The sequence below is a fragment of the Stenotrophomonas sp. KH_029 genome (assembly GCF_057839765.1).
The window spans coordinates 4,270,522-4,294,866 of record NZ_CM174498.1 but is presented as its reverse complement, the minus strand read 5'-3'; the positions used below and the strand labels follow the sequence as shown (position 1 = coordinate 4,294,866).

At 70.6% G+C, this 24,345-nt stretch carries 23 protein-coding genes; 11 read left to right on the top strand and 12 right to left on the bottom strand.

The window, feature by feature from the left end; genetic code table 11:
* The first annotated feature begins 141 nt into the window (after positions 1 to 141).
* Genes recC through recD form a run of 3 tightly spaced genes read left to right on the top strand, consistent with a single transcriptional unit; the run spans position 142 to position 9,058 of the window.
* Positions 142 to 3,495, top strand: coding sequence for an exodeoxyribonuclease V subunit gamma (recC, locus tag AC3ITM_RS19170; protein WP_489267344.1), 3,354 nt, complete (start codon positions 142 to 144; stop codon positions 3,493 to 3,495).
* The gene (recB, locus tag AC3ITM_RS19165; RefSeq protein WP_489267342.1) at positions 3,492 to 7,139 is read left to right on the top strand and encodes an exodeoxyribonuclease V subunit beta; all 3,648 of its coding nucleotides are present in this window, start codon (positions 3,492 to 3,494) and stop codon (positions 7,137 to 7,139) included. Before recC ends, recB begins: the two co-directional genes overlap by 4 nt.
* Positions 7,136 to 9,058, top strand: a complete 1,923-nt coding sequence (recD, locus tag AC3ITM_RS19160) for an exodeoxyribonuclease V subunit alpha (protein WP_489267340.1) — start codon at positions 7,136 to 7,138, stop codon at positions 9,056 to 9,058. The genes recB and recD overlap by 4 nt, the downstream gene beginning before the upstream one ends.
* Positions 9,059 to 9,061: 3 nt before the next feature.
* Here the strand turns inward: recD and AC3ITM_RS19155 are convergent, their stop codons facing one another.
* Positions 9,062 to 9,457: a hypothetical protein gene (locus AC3ITM_RS19155; protein ID WP_228884861.1), complete on the bottom strand. Its 396-nt coding sequence runs from the start codon at positions 9,455 to 9,457 to the stop codon at positions 9,062 to 9,064.
* A gap of 452 nt (positions 9,458 to 9,909) precedes the next feature.
* Between AC3ITM_RS19155 and AC3ITM_RS19150 the strand changes: the two genes are divergently transcribed.
* The 7 genes from AC3ITM_RS19150 to AC3ITM_RS19120 all read left to right on the top strand — a co-directional run bounded on the left by AC3ITM_RS19150 (position 9,910) and on the right by AC3ITM_RS19120 (position 13,632).
* On the top strand, positions 9,910 to 10,488 hold the full coding sequence (locus AC3ITM_RS19150; RefSeq protein WP_489267338.1) for a helix-turn-helix domain-containing protein: 579 nt from the start codon (positions 9,910 to 9,912) through the stop codon (positions 10,486 to 10,488).
* A 135-nt stretch (positions 10,489 to 10,623) separates the two neighbouring features.
* Positions 10,624 to 11,118 carry a DUF2589 domain-containing protein gene (locus AC3ITM_RS19145; protein WP_259208135.1) on the top strand — a complete coding sequence of 165 codons (495 nt, stop codon included), beginning with the start codon at positions 10,624 to 10,626 and terminating at the stop codon, positions 11,116 to 11,118.
* Between the two features lie 68 nt (positions 11,119 to 11,186).
* Positions 11,187 to 11,825 carry a DUF2589 domain-containing protein gene (locus tag AC3ITM_RS19140; protein ID WP_489267336.1) on the top strand — a complete coding sequence of 213 codons (639 nt, stop codon included), beginning with the start codon at positions 11,187 to 11,189 and terminating at the stop codon, positions 11,823 to 11,825.
* 100 nt (positions 11,826 to 11,925) lie between these two features.
* Positions 11,926 to 12,183, top strand: a complete 258-nt coding sequence (locus tag AC3ITM_RS19135; RefSeq protein ID WP_259208138.1) for a hypothetical protein — start codon at positions 11,926 to 11,928, stop codon at positions 12,181 to 12,183.
* A 19-nt stretch (positions 12,184 to 12,202) separates the two neighbouring features.
* Positions 12,203 to 12,628, top strand: a complete 426-nt coding sequence (locus tag AC3ITM_RS19130; RefSeq protein WP_489267334.1) for a hypothetical protein — start codon at positions 12,203 to 12,205, stop codon at positions 12,626 to 12,628.
* A gap of 1 nt (position 12,629) precedes the next feature.
* Entirely contained in the window at positions 12,630 to 12,821 is a 192-nt protein-coding gene (locus AC3ITM_RS19125) for a hypothetical protein (protein WP_489267332.1), read from the top strand.
* 52 nt (positions 12,822 to 12,873) lie between these two features.
* Positions 12,874 to 13,632, top strand: a complete 759-nt coding sequence (locus AC3ITM_RS19120) for a hypothetical protein (protein ID WP_489267330.1) — start codon at positions 12,874 to 12,876, stop codon at positions 13,630 to 13,632.
* Positions 13,633 to 13,696: 64 nt separating this feature from the next.
* Here the strand turns inward: AC3ITM_RS19120 and AC3ITM_RS19115 are convergent, their stop codons facing one another.
* The 11 genes from AC3ITM_RS19115 to AC3ITM_RS19065 all read right to left on the bottom strand — a co-directional run bounded on the left by AC3ITM_RS19115 (position 13,697) and on the right by AC3ITM_RS19065 (position 23,547).
* Positions 13,697 to 14,197 (bottom strand): lysozyme, encoded by a 501-nt coding sequence (locus AC3ITM_RS19115; protein WP_489267329.1) that lies wholly within the window; start codon positions 14,195 to 14,197, stop codon positions 13,697 to 13,699.
* A 62-nt stretch (positions 14,198 to 14,259) separates the two neighbouring features.
* A complete protein-coding gene (locus AC3ITM_RS19110; protein WP_489267328.1) occupies positions 14,260 to 15,468 on the bottom strand; it encodes a hypothetical protein in 1,209 nt (402 codons plus the stop codon).
* A 91-nt stretch (positions 15,469 to 15,559) separates the two neighbouring features.
* On the bottom strand, positions 15,560 to 16,363 hold the full coding sequence (locus AC3ITM_RS19105) for a hypothetical protein (protein ID WP_489267327.1): 804 nt from the start codon (positions 16,361 to 16,363) through the stop codon (positions 15,560 to 15,562).
* Positions 16,360 to 17,292, bottom strand: coding sequence for a 2OG-Fe dioxygenase family protein (locus AC3ITM_RS19100; protein WP_489267325.1), 933 nt, complete (start codon positions 17,290 to 17,292; stop codon positions 16,360 to 16,362). Before AC3ITM_RS19100 ends, AC3ITM_RS19105 begins: the two co-directional genes overlap by 4 nt.
* Positions 17,293 to 17,528: 236 nt before the next feature.
* Positions 17,529 to 17,735, bottom strand: a complete 207-nt coding sequence (locus AC3ITM_RS19095; RefSeq protein WP_489267324.1) for a hypothetical protein — start codon at positions 17,733 to 17,735, stop codon at positions 17,529 to 17,531.
* Positions 17,736 to 17,772: 37 nt separating this feature from the next.
* Positions 17,773 to 18,207, bottom strand: a complete 435-nt coding sequence (locus AC3ITM_RS19090; protein ID WP_489267323.1) for a hypothetical protein — start codon at positions 18,205 to 18,207, stop codon at positions 17,773 to 17,775.
* 183 nt (positions 18,208 to 18,390) lie between these two features.
* Positions 18,391 to 20,433: an FUSC family protein gene (locus AC3ITM_RS19085; protein WP_489267322.1), complete on the bottom strand. Its 2,043-nt coding sequence runs from the start codon at positions 20,431 to 20,433 to the stop codon at positions 18,391 to 18,393.
* Between the two features lie 5 nt (positions 20,434 to 20,438).
* The gene (locus AC3ITM_RS19080; protein WP_489267321.1) at positions 20,439 to 21,896 is read right to left on the bottom strand and encodes an efflux transporter outer membrane subunit; all 1,458 of its coding nucleotides are present in this window, start codon (positions 21,894 to 21,896) and stop codon (positions 20,439 to 20,441) included.
* Positions 21,893 to 22,801, bottom strand: a complete 909-nt coding sequence (locus tag AC3ITM_RS19075; protein ID WP_489267319.1) for an efflux RND transporter periplasmic adaptor subunit — start codon at positions 22,799 to 22,801, stop codon at positions 21,893 to 21,895. The genes AC3ITM_RS19080 and AC3ITM_RS19075 overlap by 4 nt, the downstream gene beginning before the upstream one ends.
* The gene (locus AC3ITM_RS19070) at positions 22,798 to 23,007 is read right to left on the bottom strand and encodes a DUF1656 domain-containing protein (RefSeq protein ID WP_489267317.1); all 210 of its coding nucleotides are present in this window, start codon (positions 23,005 to 23,007) and stop codon (positions 22,798 to 22,800) included. Before AC3ITM_RS19070 ends, AC3ITM_RS19075 begins: the two co-directional genes overlap by 4 nt.
* Positions 23,008 to 23,091: 84 nt before the next feature.
* On the bottom strand, positions 23,092 to 23,547 hold the full coding sequence (locus AC3ITM_RS19065) for a MarR family winged helix-turn-helix transcriptional regulator (RefSeq protein WP_489267316.1): 456 nt from the start codon (positions 23,545 to 23,547) through the stop codon (positions 23,092 to 23,094).
* Between the two features lie 159 nt (positions 23,548 to 23,706).
* Here AC3ITM_RS19065 and folE point away from each other — a divergent pair, with 159 nt between their 5' ends.
* Positions 23,707 to 24,309: a GTP cyclohydrolase I FolE gene (gene folE / locus AC3ITM_RS19060; RefSeq protein ID WP_228884867.1), complete on the top strand. Its 603-nt coding sequence runs from the start codon at positions 23,707 to 23,709 to the stop codon at positions 24,307 to 24,309.
* Positions 24,310 to 24,345 lie beyond the last annotated feature (36 nt).

The following is a 24,345-nucleotide window of genomic DNA, read 5'->3' as shown; positions in this document are numbered from 1 at the left end:
CACGGTCATGGGCGCGCATCGTCCAGGCGGTCCTGCCGCCGACTGCAACACAGCGTACCGGGCCGGCGCGGGCTGGCGTGAGGCACCCCGCAGGGTCAGGTCCGCGCTGCGTTAGCGCGCCGGCTGCGGCACACTCCCGTGATGACCAACGCCGTTCCGGATTTTCGCCTCTACCACTCCAACGCCCTCGATGTGCTGGCCGCCCTGCTGGCTGCCACGCTGCGCGCCCCGGTGCCGGGCCAGTCGATCCTGGTGCCGGAGGTGGTGCTGATCCCACAGGTGGCGATGCGCCGCTGGCTGCAGTCCACCCTGGCCGCCGAATACGGCATCGCCGCCAACCTGGAATTCCTCACTCCCGGCGAACTGGTCGCGCGCGCCTTGAATGCCAATGTACCCGGCGAGCATGACGACCTGGCCGCGGCCGCCCTGCGCTGGAAGCTGTATGCCGCCCTGACCGACCCGTCCCTGATGGCGCAGCCGCCGATGCGCGCGCTGCAGGCCTATCTCTCCGTCGCCGACCCGCTCAAGCCCTGGGCGCTGGCCGCCGAGCTGGCCTCGGTGTTCGAGAAGTACCAGGCCTGGCGCCGCGACTGGCTGCTGGGCTGGGAGGCCGGGGCCGGGGCCGCGCCGAACGACCCGCAGGCGATCCTGTGGCGGCACATCGCCCGTGGCCAGCAGTACCGCGCGCGCCGCATCGATGCCTATCTGGCCCGCTTCGAGGGCGCCGGCCAGCCGCTGCCGCAGGGCCTGCCGGCGCGGATGTTCGCCTTTGCCACGCTGAACATCTCCCCGGACGTGCTGCGGGTGATGGCCACCCAGGCGCGGGTGGGCACGCTGCACTTCTACTTGCCCACCCCGACCCAGGCGTACTGGGGGGACCTGCAGACCCTGGGCGAGAAGCTGCGCAGCGGCGCGCCCGATCCGTTCGGCGAGGCGGCCGGCGAGAACCGCCTGCTGCAGGCCTGGGGCGCGGCCGGCCGCGATTTCATGGCGGTGCTGGGCAGCTATGAAGTGGTGCACCCCTCCGGCGAGATCGCCGCCTACGACGACCCCGAGGACGACAGCCGGCCGGGGCTGGACCAGGGCGGCTTGTCCGACAGCCTGCTGCACCGCCTGCAGCGCGACCTGTTCCATCGCCGCGGCCAGCCCTCCGGCGCGTTGCGCCCGGCGCTGCGCTACGACGATCCCAGCCTGCAGGTGCATGCCTGCCACACCCGCCTGCGCGAACTGCAGGTACTGCACGACCAGTTGCGCGGCCTGCTCCAGGATCCGCGCTTCGATCCCCCGTTGCAGGCCCGCGACATCGCGGTGCTGGCCCCGGACATCGATCCCTACGTGCCCTACCTGGAAGCGGTGTTCGGCGGCCGCAGCGGTGGCCAGGACCATGTTCCCTATGCGCTGGCCGACACCAGCCCGCTGGCCGGCGAACCGCTGGCCGATGTGTTCGTGCACCTGCTCGGGCTGCCGATATCGCGCTTCGGCCTGAACGAAGTGCTGGACCTGCTGGCCAGTCCACCGCTGGCCGAGGCGGCCGGGCTGGACGCGGCTGCCTTCGACCGCCTGCATGACTGGCTGCAGGCCGCCGGCGCACGCTGGGGACTCAATGCCGGGCACCGCCGGCAGCACCAGGCGCCGGCCGATGACGCCTTCACCTGGCAGTTCGCGTTGGACCGGTTGCTGCTCGGCCATGCCAGCGGCAACGACGGCGACATTGCCGGGGTGGCGCCGTGGCCGGAACTGGAAGGCAGCGCGCTGGACGCACTGGACCGCCTGCTCGGCCTGCTGCGGGTGCTGGCCCGGTACCAGCAGGCACTCGGCCAGGCCCTGCCACCGGCGCAATGGCGCCGGCGGCTGCTGGCGCTGCTCGATGCGCTGCTGCCCGAACCGCCGGCGGCGGCCAACAGCCAGCGCGCGCTGGAGCGCCTGCGCAAGCTGATCAACGACTTCGCCGCCGATGCCGACAGCGCCCGTTTCCAGGGCGAGGTTCCGCCGGAAGTGGTGCGCGCGCACTTTGCCGGCGTGCTGGCCGAAGCCGATACCCGCGCCCCGTTGCTGACCGGCGGGGTCAGCTTCGGCCGCATGGTGCCGATGCGGCTGCTGCCGTTCCGGGTGATCTGCGTGCTGGGCTTGAACGATGGCGATTTCCCGCGCCGCGATCCGGCCGCCGGGCTCAACCAGCTCACCGCCGAACTGGGCACCGACCGGCGCCGGCATGGCGACCGCTCGCTGCGCGAGGACGACCGCTTCCTGTTCCTGCAGCTGTTCGCCTCGGCGCAGGACGTGTTCTACCTGAGTTATCTCGGCGCCGACCCGCGCGATGGCAGCGTGCGCGAGCCGTCGGTACTGGTCAGCGAACTGCTCGATGCGGCCGCGGCGTACCACCTGGCACCGGCCGACGCAGCCAAGGCGTTGACCGTGCGGCATTCGCTGCAGCCGTTCGCCCCGGCCGCGTTCGGCGGCGGCGGCGAGCCGCGCCGCTTCAGCTATCGCCAGCAGTGGCATCCAGCGGCCGGCTCGCTGGGCGGCACGCGCGGCGCGCTGGCGCCGTGGTTCGGGACGGCATTGCCGGTATTGGACACGCTGGCGGAGGCGGACGAACTGAGCCTGGATGCGCTGCGCCGTTTCCTCACCGACCCGGCCAGCCAGTTCCTGTCGCAACGGCTGGGCCTGCGCCTGCCCGAGGACCTGAGCGATGCCGACGATATCGAACCGCTGGTGATGGCCACCGGCGGCACCGACGCCCTGCTGCTGCAGGAGGCGGTGATCCAGGCCACGCTCGAGCAGGACGACGCGCCGCTGTACCCGCGGCTGCGCGCGCGTGCGCTGTTGCCGTCGGGGGCCCTGGGCCAGCGCCAGTTCGAGGTATTGCACGCGCAGACCCGGCCGTATGCGCAGGCCCTGGCGCAGTGGCAGGACGGCAGCCGCGCCGACAGCCGCCGCTATGAGGTGGACATCGACGGAGTACGCCTGCACGGACGGGTCGACGGGGTGTATCCACACGGCTTGGCGCGGCTGCGCCCGGGCCCGCTCACCGGCCGCGCGGCGATCCGCCAGGGACTGGACTGGTTGTTGGCCAACGCCGCCGGCGATGCGCAGCCGCTGGTCCAGTTCCACGAGGCCGGCGATGACGGGCTGGGCCCGCACACCCTGCCAGCACTGCCGCGCGAGCAGGCCCGGCAGGTGCTGCGCCGCCTGTTGCAGCTGCGCCAGGAAGGGCTGCGCGCACCGTTGCTGTACGCGCCGTCCACCGGCTGGGCGCTGTACACCGCCGCCGAGGCCAAGCGCGAAGCCGACGGCCGCGCCAAGTGGCACGGCAGCGACCGCACCTGGGCCGAATCCAGCGGTGCCGGCTACCAGCTGGCGCTGCGCGGCCGCGACCCGTTCGCCAGCGCCGACAGTTACCGGCAACTGCTGCACAACAGCCTGGTGGTGTTCACCGCAGTGCGCGAAGGCCGGGTGTTCCCCGGCTTCGACCAGGAAGGCGCCCTGCGATGATCGACCACGACCTGCCCAACGATCCCTACCTGTCGCTGCCGCTGGACGGCGTACGCCTGATCGAGGCCAGCGCCGGCACCGGCAAGACCTTCACCCTGGCCACGCTGTTCACCCGCCTGGTGGTGGAAAACGGCTGGCGTATCGGCCAGATCCTGGCGGTGACCTTCACCGATGCAGCCACCCAGGAACTGCGCAAGCGCATCCGCGAGCGCCTGGCGCTGGCCGCCCGGCTGGTGCAGCAGCCGGCGGCCGATGAGGACAGCCCCGAGGTGGCGCTGACCCGCGCGATCCTGCAGCGCCAGCTCGCCCTTGGCCGGGAAACCCCGGCCGCGCTTGCACGCCGGCTGCAGGCCGCCGCCGATGAAATCGACCTGGCGTCGATCTTCACCATCCATGGCTTCTGCGCCCGGGTACTGCGCGAGCATGCCCTGGAAAGCGGGCATACCTTCGACCCACCCACGCTGCTGCCCAGCGAACGGGCGCTGCACGACGAGCTGGCCGCCGACCTGTGGCGGGTGCACGCCAACGATCCGGCCACGGTCGATGCCTTGACCCGGCTATGGTCCAACCCCGAGGCATTGGCGGCCGACCTGGCCACGCTGATCAAACCGCTGCCGTTGTTGCCGGCCCCGCCCGGGACGGTGGCCGACGATCCGCGGCCGGCGCATGTGCTGGCCGCCCGGCAGTTCGCCGCCGCCTACCGCACCCATGGCGAGGGGTTCCTGGGCGAAGTCTGCGCGGCGGTGGAAAACAAGGTGCTCAACGGCAGCAGCTACAAGCTGGCCTGGCTGGAACCGCTGGCCGTGCAGCTGCACCGCTGGGCCGGGGCCGACGATCCGGACGCGCCGCTGGACCTGGAACGGCTGCGCCGGCTGGGCGCCGACGAACTGGCCGCGCGTACCAACAAGGCGCACGCCGGCAAGGCGCCATGCTCGCCGCTGCAGCACGAACTGGCCGTGTACCTGGCCAGCGCCGACGCGCTGGAGCAGTGGCAGCGCGGCCAGGCCATCGCCTTCCTGCATGCGCTGCGCGCCCAGGCCCGCACACGCCTGGCCGAGCTCAAGCGGATCGGCCGGGTACAGAGCTACGACGATCTGATCCATGGCGTGGCCGATGCGCTGGAAGGCCCGCACCGCGCCGCGCTGGTGCGGCAGCTGCGTGCGCAGTACGCGATCGCGCTGGTGGATGAGTTCCAGGACACCGACGACCGCCAGTGGGGTATCTTCCAGCAGGTGTTCGGCGACACCGCGCAGACCGCCGAGGCGGGGCTGGCCCCGGCGCTGTTCCTGATCGGCGATCCCAAGCAGGCCATCTACGGCTTCCGCGGCGGCGATATCCACACCTACCTCAAGGCCAAGCAGCAGGCGCAGGCCGCGCCGCCGCTGGACCGCAACTTCCGCTCGCGCCCGGCGGTGCTGCGTGCCATCGCGGCGTTGTACGCCCAGGCCGGCGAACACGCCTTCCTGGAGCAGGGCATCGCCTTCGAGCCGGTGCACCCCGGCGGTACGCGGCTGGACGCCGATTTCCTGCGCGACGGCATACCGGCTCCGGGCCTGACCGTACGCATGCTGCACAACCCCGACGGCGGCGCGCTCAAGGCCGATCCATCGCGGCAGCAGGCCGGCGATGCCTGCGTGGCGGCGATCCACCAGGTACTCAGCGAGGCCCGCCAGGGCCGCGCGCTGCTGCGCGGGCAGCCGGTGCAACCCGGCGACATCGCCGTGCTGGTGCGCTCGCACCGCGAAGCCGTGCGCATCCAGCAGGCGCTGGGCGCGGTCGGCATCCCCGCCGTCGCCGCCGGCAAGCAGAGCCTGTATGCCACCGCCGAGGCGCACGAGCTGCGCCTGCTGCTGCTGGCCCTGCTGCAGCCGGCCGATGAAGGGCGGCTGCGTGCGGCGCTGTCCAGCGTGCTGCTCGGCGAAGACGCGCAGGCCATCGCCGCGCTGGAAGGCGACGGCCATTCCCAGCGCGGCTTCCAGGTCCGCCTGCTGCTGTGGCGCGAACGCTGGCAGCGCGGCGGGCCGTTCGCGGTGATCGCCGACCTGTGCGCCGAACACGCCGAACGCCTGCTTGGCCTGCTCGATGGCGAGCGCCGCCTGACCAACTACCTGCAGCTGGGTGAACTGCTGCAGCAGGCCGCCGCCCAGACCCTGGGGATGCATGGCCTGCTGGACTGGCTGCAGGTGCAGATGGCCCATGCCGACCAGGACGACGAACAGCAGCTGCTGCGGCTGGAATCGGACGCGCGGCGGGTGCAGATCATCACCCTGCACAAGAGCAAGGGCCTGGAATACCCGCTGGTCTACCTGCCGTTCGTCGGCATCGGCCGCGATGCCCGCAACAGCGCGGCCCACTGCACGGTGTATGCCAACGACCGCCGCGAGCTGCACTGGAAACTGGACAAGGACGAGGCCTGGGCCGCCGCCAGCGCGCGCAGCGCGCAGGAACAGGAGGCCGAGGACGCACGCCTGCTCTACGTGGGGCTGACCCGCGCCGAACATGCGTTGTGGATCGCCGCCGGCGACCTTGCCGGGCTGGCCAAGACCCGCCTGGCGCCGATGCTGTCGGACCTGGACGCGCTGCGCGCGCACCCGGACATCGCGGTGCTCGACGGCGCGCTGGAACCGCGCCCGGCGCAGCTGGCCTTCCAGCGCGAGGGCGACCTGCCGCCGGTGCGCGCGTTGACCCGCCGCGTGCCGCACGACTGGTGGGTGTACAGCTTCACCCAGCTGGCGCACGCCGACGCCGGCCATGACACCGACGCGGCAGCCACCGAAGTGCCGGCCCCGGCCGCCGACGAGCCGGCGGGCATCAGCTTGGACGCCGATGCCGAGGCGGCGGCACCGGCCAGCGAGGCGGTGATCGACCCGCGCTTCATGGGCAGCCGTTTCGGCAACGTGCTGCACGAGGCGCTGGAAAATACCGAGTTCGCGCAATGGGCCGGCTGGCAGGCCGGGCAACCGGCGCCCGCCGATCAAGCCCAGGTGCTGCGTGCCTCGCTGGCTGCCGAAGGCTATGCCGATGAAGACCTCGACGACGGTGTGGCGGTGCTGACCACGCTGGTTGGCCAGACCCTGACCGTGGCGCTGCCCGAAGGAGGCGCGCTGCACGACCTGCCGGCCAGCGCGCGCCGCGCCGAAATCGAGTTCCACTTCGCCATGCAGCCCACCGCGGTACCGGCGCTGCTGCAGCTGCTGCACGCGCATGGGCTGGTGCGCGAACGCCACAGCTTCGGTGCCCGGCGCACGCTGGAGGGCCTGATGACCGGCAAGATCGATCTCACCTACGAACGCGGCCAACGCTGGTACGTGCTCGACTACAAATCCAATCGCCTGCCCGGCTACGACCGGGCGCAGCTGGAAAGCGCCATGCAGCACAGCGAATACGACCTGCAGGCACTGATCTACACGGTGGCATTGCACCGCTGGCTGCGCTTCCGGCTGGGCGCGCAGTACGACCAGGCGCGCGACATGGGCGGCATCCGCTACCTGTTCTGCCGTGGCCTGGATGCCGCCCGTGCCGACAGCCCGGGCGTGTACGCGCACCGCTTCGATCCGGCGCTGGTGGACGCTCTGGATGCGTTGTTCGCCGGTGGCCCGCAGGCCCAGGCGCGCATGGCCGCGCGCGCGCGGGGCGAGGCATGAGCCTGCTCACCGCGCTCCAGCGCAGCAACGCCCTGCGCAGCCTGGACCAGGCACTGGCGCGCAGCCTGCAGCGGTTGCGCCCGGATACGCCCGATGCGGTGCTGGCCGGCGCCGCGCTGGCCTCGCTGGCGGTGGCGCAGGGCCATGCCGGGTTGGACCCACAGCAGCCGCAGCGGCTGCTCGAGGCCGGCGTGGACTGGCCGCCCGGCGCGGACTGGCTGGCCCAGCTGGGCGCCTCGGCGTGGGTGGACGTGCCCGCTTCGCAGACCGACGCGGCCGCCACCGATGCGCCGCTGGTGCTGGAAAACGGCTTGCTCTACCTGCGCCGCTACCGCGAGTACGAACGCCGCCTGGCCGAAGGCCTGCAGCGCATCGCCAGCCATCGGCTGGCCGTGTCCGACCCAGGCACGCTGGCGGCGCTGTTCGGCCAGTTGTTCCCGCAGGCCCGGGACAGCATCGACCACCAGGCGCGCGCGGCCGCCGTCGCGCTGCGCCATCCACTGGTGCTGGTCACCGGCGGGCCGGGCACCGGCAAGACCACCACCATCGCGCGCCTGCTGGTGCTGCTGGCCGCGCAGGCGGTGCAGGCCGACCAGCCGTTGCCGCGGGTCGCGCTGGCCGCGCCCACCGGCCGCGCCGCCGAGCGCATGGCCGAAAGCCTGCGCCTGGCGGTGCAGCGGCTGCGGCTGCTCGGCATCGCCCCGGCGCTGTGCGACGCCATGCCCGGCACCGGCACCACCCTGCATCGCCTGCTCGGGGTGATTCCCGATTCCCCGCGCTTCCGCCACCACGGCGACAACCCGTTGCCGTTCGAGGTGGTGGTGGTGGACGAAGCGTCGATGATCGACCTGCCATTGATGGCCAAGCTGGTCGAGGCGATCGCCTCGGGTACCCGGCTGGTGCTGCTGGGCGATCCGGACCAGCTGCCCTCGGTGGAAGCCGGCGATGTGCTCAGCGCGATCCTGCACGCCAGTGGCGATGGCCTGGGCACCCAGGCCGACGATGCCCAGGCCCTGCGCCCGCTGCTGGCGCCGGCGGCATTGCAGCCGCTGGCCGCGCCAACCCGGTTCGCCGGCCGGCGCGTGCAGCTGCAGCGCGGCTACCGGCAGACCGATGCGCTCGACCTGGCCGCGCTGGCCCAGGCCATCCGCCAGGGCGACAGTGCCACCACGCTGGCCCTGCTGCGCGGCGGCACGCTGGCCGGCGTGCATTTCCATGAAGACCACCGTGACCCGTTGCAGCACCACCACCAGCACCTGCTGGCGCATTGGCGCGCGCTGGGCGCGGCCGCCGATCCGGGCCAGGCGCTGGCCGATGCCGGCCGGATCCGCCTGCTCACCGCGTTGCGCGAAGGGCCGCAGGGCGCCCGCGGGCTCAACGCCCGCATCGAAGCCCTGTTGGCCGGGGTGCCGCGGCCGGGCCTGACGCCGGGCTATTTCCACGGCCGCTTGCTGCTGATCACCGAGAACAGCTACCGCCACCGCCTGTTCAACGGCGATATCGGCATCTGCCTGGTCGATCGCAACGGCGCGGTGACGGCCTGGTTCCCCGGTGAAACCCCGGACCAGCCGCGCGGCTTCCATCCCGGCGCATTGCCCGCCCACGAAAGCGCGTTCGCGATGACCGTGCACAAGGCGCAGGGTTCGGAATTCGATGAGGTCTGGTTGCAGTTGCCGCGCCAGGACACCCGCGTGCTGTCGCGCGAGCTGGTCTATACCGGCATCACCCGGGCGCGGCAGTCGCTGCATGTACTGGGCGGGGAGGAGGTGATCATCGCCGCGCTCCAGCGCCATGCCAGCCGCGTGTCCGGGTTGGCCATGCGGCTGCAGGGTCACAATGATCCGGTCGTGCAGGGCAGTGCGGCAGCGCCGATCGACGGCGCCGCCATGGTGCCACCGGCACAGGGCCGGCTGTTCTGAGGCTTACTCGGGGATCAGCACGGTGCCGTCGGGGAAGACGATGGCGCCGTCGCCGCTGACATCGAAGAAGCCCACCTGGTGGGTATTGGCCAGCACCTGCACCAGGCCATGCGCATTCTCGGCCACTTCGTCGTCGAACGAGGCGTAGATCACGTGCTGGCCGATACTGTAGTCGGTCACTTCGGGGCGCTCGTCTTCGTCGTCGGCCAGCGGGCCGTCCATCGGCGGGAAATGTTCGACGATCGCGCCGAACCATGCCTGCAGCGCCGGTACCGACACGGCTGCATCATCGTAGTCGTGCTTTTCGTTCCACTCGGTCTGCGCGTCGTACCACTGCAGGAAGGCTTCCGCTTCACGCGGGGCCACGGCGGGGTCGAACACCATCAGGTCATAGCTCATAGGGATCTGGTCGAACATTACGCAGGAAAGAGGGCATCAGGATAGCCCTGATCCGGTCCGGATGAGCCAGCGCGCGAGGCGGCGTGCTGATCCGGGTCCGTGATCCACAGCGGATCCATAGTGTGCAGTGCACCTCACATTGTGAGTGCTGGCGGTCACACATCATCCGCAGTCGATGCAGTTTCACACGCATGCGCCGATCCAGTATGGCCAGTTGCCCGCTGCTGCGAAAGCGCCCTGCAACGCTGTGACAAGCATCTGCAACGCAGCGCCAAGTCCATCGACAACGCTCCGGTTACACCGGTAGTGGAGGAACTGCGGTGTCGTAATCGACGCGCTTTGCAGGGGAAATCCAGTGCGCCCACACCTTACCGGTTCGTGCCTGGTGACGCCTGCGGCTGGCTGCGTGGATGCACCGGCTCGGCTTATCAGCAGAAGGAGGGGGCACGGCAATGGACGTATTCGAGCGAGGTTTGGAGGTTTCCGTCAGTCCGCCCGGCGCGGGCGGTGGCGATGCCGACGATGGCGATGGACAGAGCCTGGCGTGGAGCCTGGCATTGCTCTCGCGCATGTGCCAGTGCACGTGCCAGCCCGGCAGCAGCGCAGCCGACGGCGACCTGGCCTGGGAGGCACTGCTGGCCCGCACGCGGATCCGCCCGCACGGCACGGCCGCCACCCGGCTGGTGGAACGCGCGCGGGAGTGGATCGAACAGCACGCCGATGACGAGGAAGCCTCGGTGGATCGACTGGCCGCTGCGTTGAACATGTCGCGCGCCAGCCTGCACCGCAAGCTGGTGGCAAGCATCGGCCACCCGCCCGGCGAGTTGATCCGGCTGGTGCGCCTGCGCCTGGCGCGGCGACTGCTGCGCGAAGGCGAAGGCAATGTATCGGACGTGGCCTATGCAGTGGGCTTTGTCAGCCTGTCCGGCTTCAGCCGCGCCTACCGGCACCACTACGGCGAGCCGCCGTCGAGCATGCGCGGCGCCTGCTGCGCGCCACCGCCGCGGCGCCCGCCTGCAACGCGCGGCTAAGCGGTCGCAACGCACCGCCGTATGCCTGCGTGGCGCGGCGGGTATCACTAACCCCGTGGAAGCAACACCACCGACATCGACCTGTATCGATGGCAGGTCCCCACGACCAGGAGCGAAGGCAAGATGAGCCGAACCATGTCATTCCACACATTGATCGAAGCATTGGCCGGGGCGGTCATCGAAGCCCAGGACAGCATCGAGATGCACCAGATTTCCCACCTGCGCGATTTCTTCGACGAGGACAACCGGCCCAGGAGCGTCACCATCCGCATGCCCTCCCTGCACCCGCAGGCCGAGGAAGGCGATGAAGACCTCTACCGCGCGCCGCTGTTGCCGCTGGTCTCCACCAACAACCTGCGCATCCGGGAGGTGGAGATCAGTTTCAACGCGGACCTGGCGGAACTGGGCCCTGAGGATCTGGATGTGCCTGCGCCGGGCGCTCCGGATGCCTGGGAGACGCCGCGGCCGGCGGCGCGACACGTAGGACTGGATACCGGCCGCGGCAAGGGCGTGGGCAACGTACACGTGCAGTTGCGCGTGGAAGGAACCGAGCCGACCGATGGCGCGGCGCGGTTGATGAACCACCTGGCGCAGAGCCAGGGGGTGTTCAAGACCATCAAAGCCACCTGATCCACCACCACGGCGGCGGCCACGCGCTACGGCCGTCGCTGCCTGCCAACCACTAGGAGTGCATCACCATGCCTGACGAACTCGTCAATATCTCCAGCCAGTTCAAGGGTCTGCCCATGGCCGACCTGATCGGCGGCCCGCTCACCGCAGCGTGCGATTCGCAGATCAAACTGGCCCAGGCCACCGCCAGCTTCATCCGCTCGGTCGGCTTCCTGCCGCCGGACCCGGCCAACACCGATCCCAACGCGGTCGGCGGCACCCGCACCGCGCTGTTCCGCTTCAAGCGCCCGGTCGACAACCTCGACCCGGCCACCAAGGACGCCCAGCCGTTCTCCGAGGAGGAAGTGGAACTGGAAGTGCCGCTGCTGGCCATCGTCAAGGTGCCCAACCTGAGCATCTACAGCGTGGACATCAACTTCGAGATGGAAGTGAAGTCCTCGTTCTCGGCCAAGGACAGCCAGGACTACTCGGCGGCGATGCAGGCGGAAATGAAGGTCGGTTGGGGCGTGTTCTCGGCCAAGGTGAACATCCAGGGCTCGGTGGCCTCGCACAAGGAGAGCACCCGCACCTCGGACAACTCGGCCAGGTACACCGTGGCCGTGCATGCCGAAGACAAGGGCATGCCCGAAGGCCTGGCCCGGGTGATGGACATCCTGCAGACCGCCTCGGCCCCGCGCAAGATCGGTGCCCCGGTACCGGTGGCCTGACATGGGCGTTGCGCCCATCGGGTTGAACGCAATCGTGGCATGACCCGTCGCGTCGCCAAGACGCGGCGGGTCCGGCATGTCCAACGCAGGGAAGACCGCCATGTTCGATCTGAATGATGTCAAGTTCGTCAAACGCATCGTGGTGGGCAGCAACAACCCCACCCAGATGCTCACCGACGCCGACCTGGGCCAGGCCCAGGACCTGCTCAACCGCTGCCTGAGCGACACCCCGAAGGGCGCGATCCTGGGGATCGAGCGCAGCTTCACCATCCTGCAGATCGGCGAACACCAGGTCGTGCTGCAGTGGTTGGCCTACCACGTCGGTTTTCCGCGCCGCCCGGTGTGGTTGGCCGAATGAACGGCACGGGAGCCTGTCGATGGCCGACCACCGTCTCGATGACCTGATCCACACCCTGGCGCGGGCGCTGGCGCAGGCGCGCCGTGGTTGCGCCAATGCGCACCTGCAGCGCCTGCAGGCACGCTTCGGAGCAGGCCAGATGCTGGCGGTGCGCAGCCTGGTCGATGGCCAGTGGCGGCAGCATGAGGTGCCGCTGGCCGAGCTGATCGTGCCGCGCGGCATCCTCGCCACCACGCTGGAAGTGCAGATCGACTGCGAGGTGGAAGAAGTGGCCTGCGCCGATGGCCTGGTGGCGGCGATTGCCCTGTACCCCTGCACCGGGGAGGCCGAGCACCGGCTGACCATCTGCCTGCACGGCGGTACCCCGCTGCGCGGCGAACTGTTGCTGGACGGGCAGGTCCTGCGCCGTTTCAGCCTCGATCCCCCCTCGACCGCGGAGGCATGACATGGCCCGACCCGACCGCCTGCGCCTGCTGCTGTCCGACGACGACGCCGACCAGGTTCGCCAATGGCTCGGCCCGCTGCTGGCCCGCAAGCGCGCGGCGGCCGCTGCGCGTGCGCGCCGCCGCCGCCAGCGGTTGCTGGCCACGCTGTGGCTGATCGCGCTCGGCGTGGCGCTGATGACGCGCTATTTCTGAGCCGGCGGTGGGCACTGCGTGCCGCCGGCGCCCTACCACCAAGGAGTACATGATGAGGACACACGATTGCCGCCGGGCACTGGGGTGGCTGGTTCTGCTGGCCCCGCTGTTTGCCCATGCACAGGCCCATCCCGACGCCGCGACGCCGGCCACGTGGGTGGGGGTGGACACGGCCGATGGCCGGCCATCGTCGGTGCGCCTTGCCCTGCAACCGGCCAGCGATACGGCCCAGGTCGTGTTCGGCGAGCCGCGCAACTGCCGACTCGACGCGCGCCTGTCCGACCAGGGCGATGGCCAGCTGCACTACGACCTGGTCGGGGCCAACGGTGGCCGCTGGTGCAACCGGCTGTATCCGGGCCGCATGCAGGTACAGGTGCGCGACGGCCAAGCCACGCTGCAGCTGCACGGCGATGGGGCGGCAGCGGAAGTGCCGCTGTGGGCCAGTGGCCAGGTCCCGGTCGAGGCCGGCCTGCCGGCCGCGCTGTCGGGGCGCTGGGTTACCCGGGTGCAGAGCGCGGCAAACGTGCCGGTGGGCCTGCAACTGGCGTTGGCCGGCAGCGAGCCGGGCGATCTTGGCAGCAGCCTGGCCTACGCCAGCCCGCGCAACTGCCGGGTGCCGTTGCGCCTGGAAGGCCGCACCGCCGAGGGCGCGTGGTATTCGGTGCGGCCGGGCAACGGCGGCGCCGCCTGCGACCGCCTGGTGGGGCGCTGGATCGTGCTGCAGACCATCGATGACACCGCCCGCCTGCGCATCGAGCCGGCGATCGGCGAATGCGCGCCGGGCTGCGTGCTGCAACGCGCGATTCCCTGACCAGACCGGCACGATCCAGCGATGCGCCGCGACGCCCGATCGGGTGCCGCGGCGCCATGCCGTTTTACCAGTGGGCGTAGCTGCCGCTGCTGTACATGCGCCACTCCGCGCCGCGGCGGTTTACCAGGCCCTTCATCACCTTGCCCTGCGAACGCGTCCATGCCATCCAGGCAGCCTGCAGCGTGGCGAAGGTGGTGCTGGCCTGCGGGTTGTTGACCAGCTTGAGCACCGAGGAGCGGGCGAAGTTGCCCACCCCGATGTTGTAGCAGAGGATCACCAGCGCATCGAACTGGCACTGCGCCAGCGTCGCGGTGACGCCGCGGTTGATCGCCTGTTCGAACGGTGCCAGGTCCTTGCGCAGCAGCGCCTCGGCCTGCTCCAGGGTGATCCCGCCGGCAAGGCCGTCCCACTCGGCGCGGCCGATCAGGTGCCCGTAGCCGACGGTGGCGCCGGCCACCCAGTGGTCGACCGGCTTGCCGGTCTGGTCGTCGTAGGGTTGCAGGCGCTGGCCTTCAACCTGCTTGAGCCATTCGATCCCTTGCGGGCTCAACGTCATGGTGTTCATTGCGGATCCTCGTTGGTCTGGGCGCATCCAGGAGAGGTCGCCACGCCGCGGTCGGCGTGGGGTCAGCTGCGGTTGGGCAGCTTGAAACCGATGTAGGTGCCCGAGCTGAGGCCCATCAGCCCCAGCAGGGTGGGGCTGAGCTCGGGCATGCTCAGGTTGTTGTAGACGTCGGACAGGAAGATCACGCCCAGGATCAGGGTGAAGGCGAAGATCTGGAAACGATCGAAGCGGTAGCCCTGTGCATCGGAGAGCAGGTCATGCATCAGCCCCTGCGAGTACGCGTCCGACCCGGGCTGCTGCAGCGTGCGCAGCTCGCGGTCGATCTGCATCACCCGTTGCCATGCGGCCTGTTGGCGTTCGCGCGGGTCGCTGCCGCCGCTCTCGTTGCCGTCCTGCCACATGCCGCGCGCGCCGCTGTCGCGCATCCGCTGCTGGCGTTCGTCCAGCAACGCCTGCTGGCGTGGGTCCGGTGCGGGCGCGCCGCCGGCGTCGATCACCGCCTCGCTCAGCGCGGTGCCGGCGCTGATGCCCAGCAGGGCCAGCAACGAGGGGTGGATCGTGTCGGTGGCATCGGTGATCAGCCAGATCGCGGTGTAGGACAGGTAGATCAGGAAGAACCACACCGCCATCTGGAAGCGGCCCAGGTCATACGGGCCCAGCCGGCCCTCGGCCGGTTTGCGGATGATGCTGGTGGTGCGCGCCAGCCGCACGAACACGGCCAATGTCACTACGACCAGCAGCAGCGCGATGCCGCCATAGACCGGCGAGATCACCGTCAGCATCACCCGTCGTCCATCGCCGTACACCGTATCGAACGGTGAGCCATCGACCGGGCCGACACTGAAGGTTACCGGCCGCCGCAGGCCCTCTGGCGAGCCGAGCAGGTCGGTCCATACCGCGCGGCTGTCGTCGTTGACGCGCAGGTGGAACAGCAGGCGGCCGCGGGCCAGGTCGATCGCTTCGGGCGCGTTGCCCGGCAGCGCGCGCCCATCGATGAACGGCACCAGCCGGCGCGGATCGTTGTCGGTGGCCCAGTCGGCCAGCCCGTCCACGCGCACTTCCACGCTGTAGTCCAGCTCCAGGTGGCCATGCAGCTGGGTCACCTGCGGGGCGCTGGTGGCATGTGCCGGCGCAGGCGGCGCGCACAGGCCCAGCAGTACCGCGCCGAGCATCGCCAGGACGCGCAGCACCGCCATGCGCAGGAAGCGGCGGTAGCGGTGCGCGTGTTCGAGCGCGGCGTCGTCGGGGGTTGGATCGGCGGGCAGGACCATGGCGGTACTCCATGCGGATGGGAAGCGCGGCGCGCGGCGCCGTGCAGCACAGGTATAGGGCCAGCCCGACGCACCGGTTGGTTGGCGTGTTTCAGGGAGTTGCCGGCATGTTCCAGCGACGCGGCCTGGGTCGGTTCGGCGGCGGTGCGGGCGCGATGCGCATCGGCGCGTCGGCAACGATCACCACGCTGGCTGCGCTGTACGGGAACACCCCCAGGTCGGAGACATCGTCCGGCCCGGATTCGGGAAACACATGGCGGCGGCGGCCGGCGATGACGCGCTCGACGGTGATCTGGTCCTCCAGCGCGCCCATGCGCAGCGGTTGGGTGAATACCTCCGCGCTGACGCCCATTCGGCCATGGCCGTACAGCGGCTGCGCGAACACCAGGTCGACCGAGCGACCCGGATCGATCACATGCCAGCTGGCGGTGTCCTGGGCAAAGACAAACCGTGCGCTGCGGCCATCGCGGGCCGCCTCCAGGTGGAACGGGCGCAGCCCGATCGGCAGCGCCACCGGCCCCTCCTGCAGCAGCGTGTTCAGCAGCCACGGCGCCTGCAGCCCGTCGTCCAGCGCCAGTTCGACTTGTACGTCGAGCACCGCGAAACTGAGTTCGCCGACGTTGCTGATGGTGAGGGTGTGGCGGCTGTCGATGCCATCGGCGGTGGTGCCCTCCAGGTCGCTGGCGATGCTCAACGAGGCCAGCGCGCGCTGGTGCTCCCACAACACCGGCCGCGCCGACAGCCATGCATCCAGCGCAATCACGAACGACACCCCGGCGATGGTCAGCGGCAGGGCCTGTTCGGCCACCAGGTGCAGCAGCCGCAGCAGCCTGGCGCGCCACACCGAAGCTGGCCGGCCTTGACGCACCCGGGCGCGGACAGCGCGCGGGTTCATGCCGGTCGCTCGGGCAGCACGTGCGCATCGATGCCCAGGATCATGCGCTGGCCTTCGCCGCGCGGGTCCTCGGCATGCAGTGCCGACACCTCATGCCACAGCGGCGAGCCGGCGTCGGGCTGGAACAGGCCCTCGCCTTCGCCGAGGGTCTGTTCCAGCAGCAGCGGGCCGGCGCTGCCGCGGTAGACGCGCGAGGTGCCGCCGTACACGCCACGCCGGCGCACCACCAGCGCCGACAGGATGTAGTCGGCGCCATCCTGGTGCAGCCCTTCCGGTGCCGGCTCGGCAGCGCCGGGCCCGCGCGCGATCGTCAGCATCTGGTGCAGCACCAGCTGCAGGTGCGTGGCGGCGCAGCGCTGGTGGATGGTTTCGGCGATGCCGGCGACCAGCCGCAGCATGTCCGGGTGGTAGGTCAGGGCCAGCGCGATCGGCGCAAATACCCGGCGCGGCGCGCGGGACACGGCCCCGGGCTGTACGAACTCGGGATCGTCCAGCGGCTGCAGCTGCCAGCACGCGGCCGACACCCGTCGTGCGTCGTACTTGCGCATCGCGCGCCGGCGGTGCGGCTGGATGCGCTTCAGCGCGGCACGCAGCACCGATGGCAGGTGCCCCCGCACCGCGTTCCACAACGCATCGGGATCGCTGTCGTCCTCCTCCAGCAGCGCGCGCTGCGCCGGTGCCAGGATGCTGGCGTGCCGCTGCAGCACCTGGCGCCGGCGCCGGGCTACGTCGTAGGTGTCCCACGGCAACTGCGCCGCGCAGGCGGCCACGCTGTCCAGGAACCCGGGCTGCAGGCCCAGCTGTTCCATGCCGAATACCTGCGGCAGCATCGCGTTCCGACGTGGGCGCGCCAGCGCGCAGGCCAGGCAGTGCACTGCGCGCAGCGCAGGTGCCGGGGATGGGGGAACAGCATCGGCGTCGATGTGCATGCGCGGTCTCCGCGGGGGAAGGGCACCGCGGTCGCGGATCGGCCGGGCGCACCTGCTGTATAGCGGGCGCACCGAGCCACCGATGCACGTGCCGTTGCAGCGGTTTGTCGGCCGCTGCCAATGTGCTGCACGCGCCACGCACATGCAGACGCCACCATGCGCGCGCACGGTGGCGGGGGGGCTGCAACAGGGTGGGACGCCGCCGCGTCAGCGGCGGCAGGGCGGGCGGCGCGGGCTCAGCGCGGCTGGGTCAACGCAGGGCCGTCGCTGCTGCGGGCCAGGTGCAAGCGCGCGTGCAGCGCCTGCACCCGCGCCTGGTCCAGGCCGGTCAAGGTATGGCAGGTATCGGCATCGACGCCGAAGCCGAAGTAGTTCAGCGCGTTGAGCACGCCGATCGCCTCGTCATGGTCCAGCAGCAGGGAAAAGCTCTCGTTCTCGCGCATGACGGCTCCCGTGGCCCCCGGCGCCGGAGGCAGGCGATCAGTGCTGGTTATTGTAGTAGGTGATCCCGCCGGTGGGCCGGAAGGCTGTGCCGCAGTCGGCCACCGCGTTGTTGAAGATCACGATCGTGCCGCTGGCGGCATGCCAGTACTTGGTGCGCGCGCCACCGGCCAGCGCTACGCCCGGCGTGCCGGTCAGGATGGCCTCGACGAAAGCCTCCAGGGCTGCCGTATCGGCCAGGGTCGGACCGGGGAAGGCCAGCCCGGCCTTGACGTCGCCGACGACGAACTCGGTCTGGTGCGGCACGAAGGCATGTGCGGCGATCGCGGCGGCGGCCTGCTGCGCATCGGCGGCAGTGGCGGTGGTATTCACCACGCATTGGGCCTGGGCCGGCAGGATCGCGGCCAGACACAGGGCCAGGCCGAACCACAGGGCCAGCGCGGGGCGGTGCAGGGTGTGCAGTGGATGTTTCATGGCAGTACTCCTGGACAGGGAAACAGTGCGGCAGCGACCGTCGTGGCCGGTGCCGGCAGTCACCGCAGGCGTGATCGACACGCGGCGATGCACTGCGTTCCCTGTATAGGCGCGCACTGCCGCGCGTCCTGCGCGGCATGTTGCGCAGGGACCACCGCGCGTTGCAGATCGCGCCAGCGGGGCTCAGGAGGTGGCGGTGGCACCGTCGAGCGCAGGTCTGACGGCAGCCGGGGCCTCGGGGAACAACGCAAAGCGCAACCCGATCACGCCCATCAGCGCGTCATCGCGCGCCTTGCCCGGGGCCACCGTCTGCACCCGCTTCAGCGACGCCTCCAGCCTGGCCTGCAGGCCGGCCGGTGCCGGCAGCGGGCCGCGCCGTGCCACCTGCGCGCGGTAGTGCGTGGCCACATCATCCAGAATCGCCTCGATCGCCTCCACGCTGGTCGGCGGCAGGCCGTGGCGGGCGCGCCGCAGCTGCAGGATGTTCAGGCCGATGCGCACTTCGGTGAGCATGTCCACCGAGGCGATGTCGCTGCCTTCCGGGGTGGCCGCCAGGCGTGGGGCGAGCAGGCCCAGCAGGTCCAGCATGCGCGCGGCGAACTGCTGGCGGTCCTGCTGGCCCTGGCCTTCGGCGGCCTCGGCCAGCGTGGTCCAGCCCTGGCGCACCAGCCGGCGCGCGGTCCACTCGGCGCCGACCGAGCGGAACAGGCGGGTCATCACCACCGCAAAGCCAATGCCGATGAACATCGCCACCGAGGAGTTGATGAAGCTCTGGATATTGGCGTTGTAGGTGTTCTGCACGTTCAGCAGCGCCACCAGGTTGACCATCAGCGGCAGCCCGATCAACGCGGTCTGCGGCTTGTGCAGCAGCAGCCCGGCCGGCAGGAACACCACCGCCAATACCAGGGCCAGGCTGCCGAAGTCGTGTACCGCCGGGAACACGCCGAACAGGTACACCCCGGCCACCAGGCTGGCCACGACCGCCCACAACAGGAAGGACAGCATGCTGGGCGCCGGGTCGTCCTGGGCGGCGAAGAACGCAGCGGCCACCGCGGCCATCATCGCGCCATTGCCACCGCCTTCCCAGCCCAGGGCGATCCACAGCGCGCAGTAGGTCATCAGCGCCATGCCGGCGCTGGCGGCGGAGAACAGCGCCATGCCGTAGTCGACGTGGCGGGCATCGCCCACGCGCCTGGCGCCGATGCGGTAGTGCGCGGTGTCGCGCGGGGCATCGCCGCGTTCGATCGCCTCCTGCAGGGTGGCGCAGTCCTGCCACAGGTCCACCAGCTCCTCCAGGCGCAGCAGCAGGGTGACCAGCAGCAGGTGGTCCAGCTCGCCATCCACGACCGGCTTCAAGGCCAGGATGCGCTCGCGCAGCGCCGCGTACCCGCTGGCGCCGGCGCGGCCCGGCGTCTCCAGCCACTGCGCGATGTCGGCCACCAACGGCTCCAGCCCTGGCGGCAGCGCGCGGCCACCGGCGCGCAACGCACTCAACCGGTCGGCGATGGACGACAGCACCGGCAGCATCAGCAGCATCCGGTCGCGCAGCTGCTGCATCGACACCGCTGCACCGGCGTGGCGCGGGTCGTCGCGGCGCAGGAATTCGATCAGCGCGTCGAACTGCACCAGGTCGGCCGCCAGCCGGTTGCGCGGTGCGTGCGCCTGGCCGCGCAGCAGGATCTGCCGGCACCACTGCGCCGCATCGCCCATCCAGTTGCCGATCCGCGCGCGCAGCATCGGCCGCACCGAGGTGGGGAATAACAGCGAAGCGAACAGCACCGCCACCACCGTGCCCAGGATGATCTCCTCGCTGCGCGCCACCACCGTGTCGAAGATGGTGTCCGGCGAGGTCACCGCGGGAAAACCGATGAAGGCGGTGGTGTAGCCGGCCAGCAGGAACGCATAGCCGCGCGGGCCACGGTTGAGCAGGGCCACGAACAGGCAGCCGGACAACCACAGCGACATCGCCGCGCTCAGCAGCAAGGGGGTCTCCACCAGGTGCGGCAGCATCCACAGCGTGGCCGCGCCGGCGATCAGCGTGCCGAGGATGCGGTACACGCCCTTGGCGCGGGTGGGGCCCAGCATCGGCTGGGTGACGATGTAGACGGTGGCCATCGCCCAGTACGGGCGCGACAGATTGCCGGCCAGGCCGATGTACAGCGCAGCGAGCGCGGCCAGGAAAGTCTTGACCGAAAACAGCCACGCCTGGCGGTCCAGCAGCAACATCGCGCTTACCTCGTTGCCTTGCCGGTGACCACGGCGTCGGCATTCCAGCCGCCGCCCAGCGCCAGGAACAGCTGGATCTGGTCGCGCGAGACCTGCGCCTGCGCGGCGGCCAGGGTGGCATCGGCCGACACCAGCGTGCGGTCCGCATCCAGGCTGGCCAGGTACGGGGTGCGCCCGCCCTGGTACAGGCGACGGTTCTGGCTGGCGGCCAGTTCGGCCTGCTGCTGGGCGGTCTGCAGCGACTGCAGCCGCTGCAGGTCCTGCGCGTAGCGGCTGAGCGCGGTCTGGGTTTCGCGCAGGGCCTGCAGCACGCTGTGGTCGAACTCGGCCAGGGCCGCGTCGGCACCGGCCTCGGTGGCATGGATGCGCGCATGGGTGCCCGAGGACGGCAGCGTCCAGGAGATCAGCGGGCCGATCGACCACTGCCGGGTCAGCGGCTGGCCGACATCCTCGAGCAGGCCGGCCGCGCCCAGCGAGGCGCCCAGGCGGATGTCCGGGTACAGCTCGGCGGTGGCCACGCCGATGCGGGCGGTGGCCGCGGCCAGCCGGCGCTCGGCCTGGCGCACGTCGGGGCGGCGTGCCAGCAGCGCACGGCCATCGCCCACCGGCAACGGCTGGGCCAGCGTCGGTGCCTGGCTGCAGGCGCCCACGCCGTCGGGCAACTGCCCCGGGGTGCGGCCGAGCAGGGCGGCCAACTGGTATTCCGATGCCTGGCGCTGTGCACGCAGCGGCGGCAGCGCCGCTTCCAGCATCGCCACCTGCGCGTTGGCACGGGCCAGCTCCGGCGGGGTGCCACGGCCGGCGTTGACCAGCCGCTGGGTGACCTCGCGGCTGCGCTGCTGCAAGTGCAGCGATTGCTCGGCCACATGCAGCTCATGGTTGGCGTGGCAGATCTCCACGTAGCTGCCGGCCACCTGCGCCACCAGCGACACGCGGGCCAGGTCGAGCGCGGCGGCGACGCTCTGCTCATCGGCGTGCGCGGCTTCGGCGGCGCGCTTGAGCTTGCCGAACAGGTCGAACTGGTAGGACACGGCGAACTTGCCATCGGCCAGGTTGACCGGCGGCAGTTCGTGTTCGAGCAGGAACGACTCGGCCGACAGCTGCGCGCGGCTCACCCCGGCCTCGGCCTCGTACTCGACGCCACCGGCATCCAGTGCCTGCTCGTATACGGCGGCGGCGCGGCGAAGGTTGGCGTCGGCTACTTTAAGTTCCACGTTGTCGCGCAGCGCCTGCTGCACCAGCGCATTGAGGGTGTCGTCCTGGTACAGCGCCCACCAGCGCGCCGGCAGTTCGGCGCCGGCGGCCACCTGCGGGTTGCCGGTGTCGATGAAGGCGGCATTGGCCTGCGGTCGATGGAAGGCCGAACCTGCGGGCACGGTGTAGTCCGGGCCCACCGTCCTGCACGCGGCCAGCGTGGTCAGCGCCAGCACCAGCGCGATGCGGTGCGGGGCAGGGCGGCTCACAACGCCGCCTGCGCCGGCCGTGCCGGCGTGGCCTTGGCCGCATCGGGCTGGATGGTGACCGTGGCGGTGCGCCCGGCGATCAGGTTCACCCCTGCCGGCACCGCGTCGATATGGATGCGCACCGGGATGCGCTGGGCCAGCCGCACCCAGTCGAAGGCCGGGGTCACGTTCGGCAGCAGGCTGCTGCCTTCGCTGCGGTAGCGGTCCTCGATGCCGGCGGCGATGCTCTGCACGTGGCCCAGCAGCGGCTGTGCCTCGCCCATCAGGCGGATATCGACCTTCTGCCCGGCATGCACGCCGCGCAGGCGGGTCTCCTCGAAATAGCCATCGACACGGAACGAGCCGGTATCGAGCACCGCGATCACCGGGTGCCCGGCGGTGACGTAGTCGCCGGCGCGCACGGTGCGGTCGTTGACGTGGCCGTCGCTGGGGCTGCGCACTTCGGTGCGGGCAAGGTTGAGCCTGGCCAGGTCCACGGCGGCCTGCGCGGTGGCCATCGAGGCCTGCGCGGCCAGCAATTTGGCGCGGCGCACTTCGGCGTCCTCGGCGGCGACCAGGTCGGACAGGCTGCGGTCGCGGGCGATTTCGCGGCGCAGCTGGTCCAGCATGGCACGGCGTTCGCCCAGCGCGGCCTGGGCCTGCTCCAGCGCGATCTGGTAACGGGCGCGGTCGACCACGAACAGGACCTGGCCGCGGGTGACCGGCTGGTTGTCGGCCACCTTCACCGCTTCCACCAGCCCGGACACGTCCGGGGCCACCTGCACCACGTCGGCGCTGACGTGCGCATCGCGCGTCCACGGTTCGTCCATGTAGTACGCCCACAGGTGGCGCAGCACCAGCAGCGCGGCGATCGCCGCCACGACGGTCAGCACGACCGGGAAAGCACGCTTGAGAGTCTTGTTCACGATTGCATCCAACGCATCAGGGAAAACAACCCGCCGAGCACGATCACGTACATGGCCAGGTTGAACAGGGCGGGGTGCCAGAGGTGGCGGTAGGCGCCGCTGCGCTGCAGGACCGCGTGCAGCCCGCTGTTGAGCAGGTAGGCCAGCAGCATCAGCCCGAGCAGGGTCGGGACGAACACACCATAGAAACTGAATTCACCGTACATCGAGGCAAAGGGTTCGCAGGAGAGCGGAAAGGGGATCGCCCGGCGTCAGGGGCCGACACCGGGCGGTACAACGGGGGAACAGGCTTACGTCACGCGGTCGGCCGCCTCGGCCAGCAGCTGCCACAGCTTGAGCACCGTGCGCAGTTCGTCCGTCGACAATTCGCCGAACACGTCCTGGCGCAGCCCGATGAGCTGGCTTTCCAGCTCGCTGACCAGCGCCTGGCCCTTGTCGGTCAGCCACAGCAGGTTGGCGCGGCGGTCGCTGGCGTCGCATTCGCGGCGGACCAGGTCGCTGGCCGACAGCTTGTCCAGCAGACGCACCAACGACGGGCCTTCCATGCCCAGCTGCTGGGCCAGCGCGACCTGGCGGATACCCCCGCCGGCGCGCCCGATCAGCAGCAGCGGCATGGTGCAGGCCGCCGAGATGCCATAGCTGCCCAGCGCCTGGTCGGCCAGGCGTTGCCACTGCCGCCCCGCATAGAGCAGGCCGGAGCTGAGCTGCATCTGCAGCTGGGTACGTTCGTCGAGGGTGCGTTTCATGGCAGATAGATAGGATACTACTAATTTTAATCCTATCAATACCCCGGGCGCAGCGCCGCCCAACGCCACCCCAATGAAGACGGGCCCCGGGCCCGGGGCGGGGGACGCCCGAGGGGTCTGTCGGGTACGATGCTCGCCCCCCTTCGGGTGCTGTATGTAATGAGCAAGCAAGACAACGACGCCACCCCGGTCACCCAGGCCGATGCCGAATCGGCCGTGCGCACCCTGCTGCGCTGGGCCGGTGAAGACCCCACCCGTGAAGGCCTGCTGGATACCCCACGGCGCGTGGCCGAGGCCTACGGCGACTGGTTCAGCGGCTACCGCGACGACCCGCGCGCCTACATGGAGCGCACCTTCGAGGAAGTGGCCGGCTACGACGAGCTGATCGTGCTGCGCGACATCGAGTACGAAAGCCACTGCGAACACCACATGGCGCCGATCATCGGCCGCGTGCATGTCGGCTACCTGCCGGCCGGCAAGGTGGTGGGCATCAGCAAGCTGGCGCGCGTGGTCGAGGCCTATGCACGCCGCTTCCAGGTCCAGGAAAAGATGACCGCGCAGATCGCCCAGTGCATCCAGGACGTGCTGCAGCCGATCGGCGTGGGCGTGGTGGTGGAAGGCGCGCATGAGTGCATGACCACCCGCGGCATCCACAAGCGCGGGGTCAGCATGGTCACCTCCAAGATGCTGGGCAGCTTCCGCGAGGATGCGCGTACCCGCGCCGAGTTCCTGCGCTTCATCGAAGTGGGCGGCAAACGCTGATCGGCCGCGCCGTCGCGCGCTGCATCCAGGCACCGG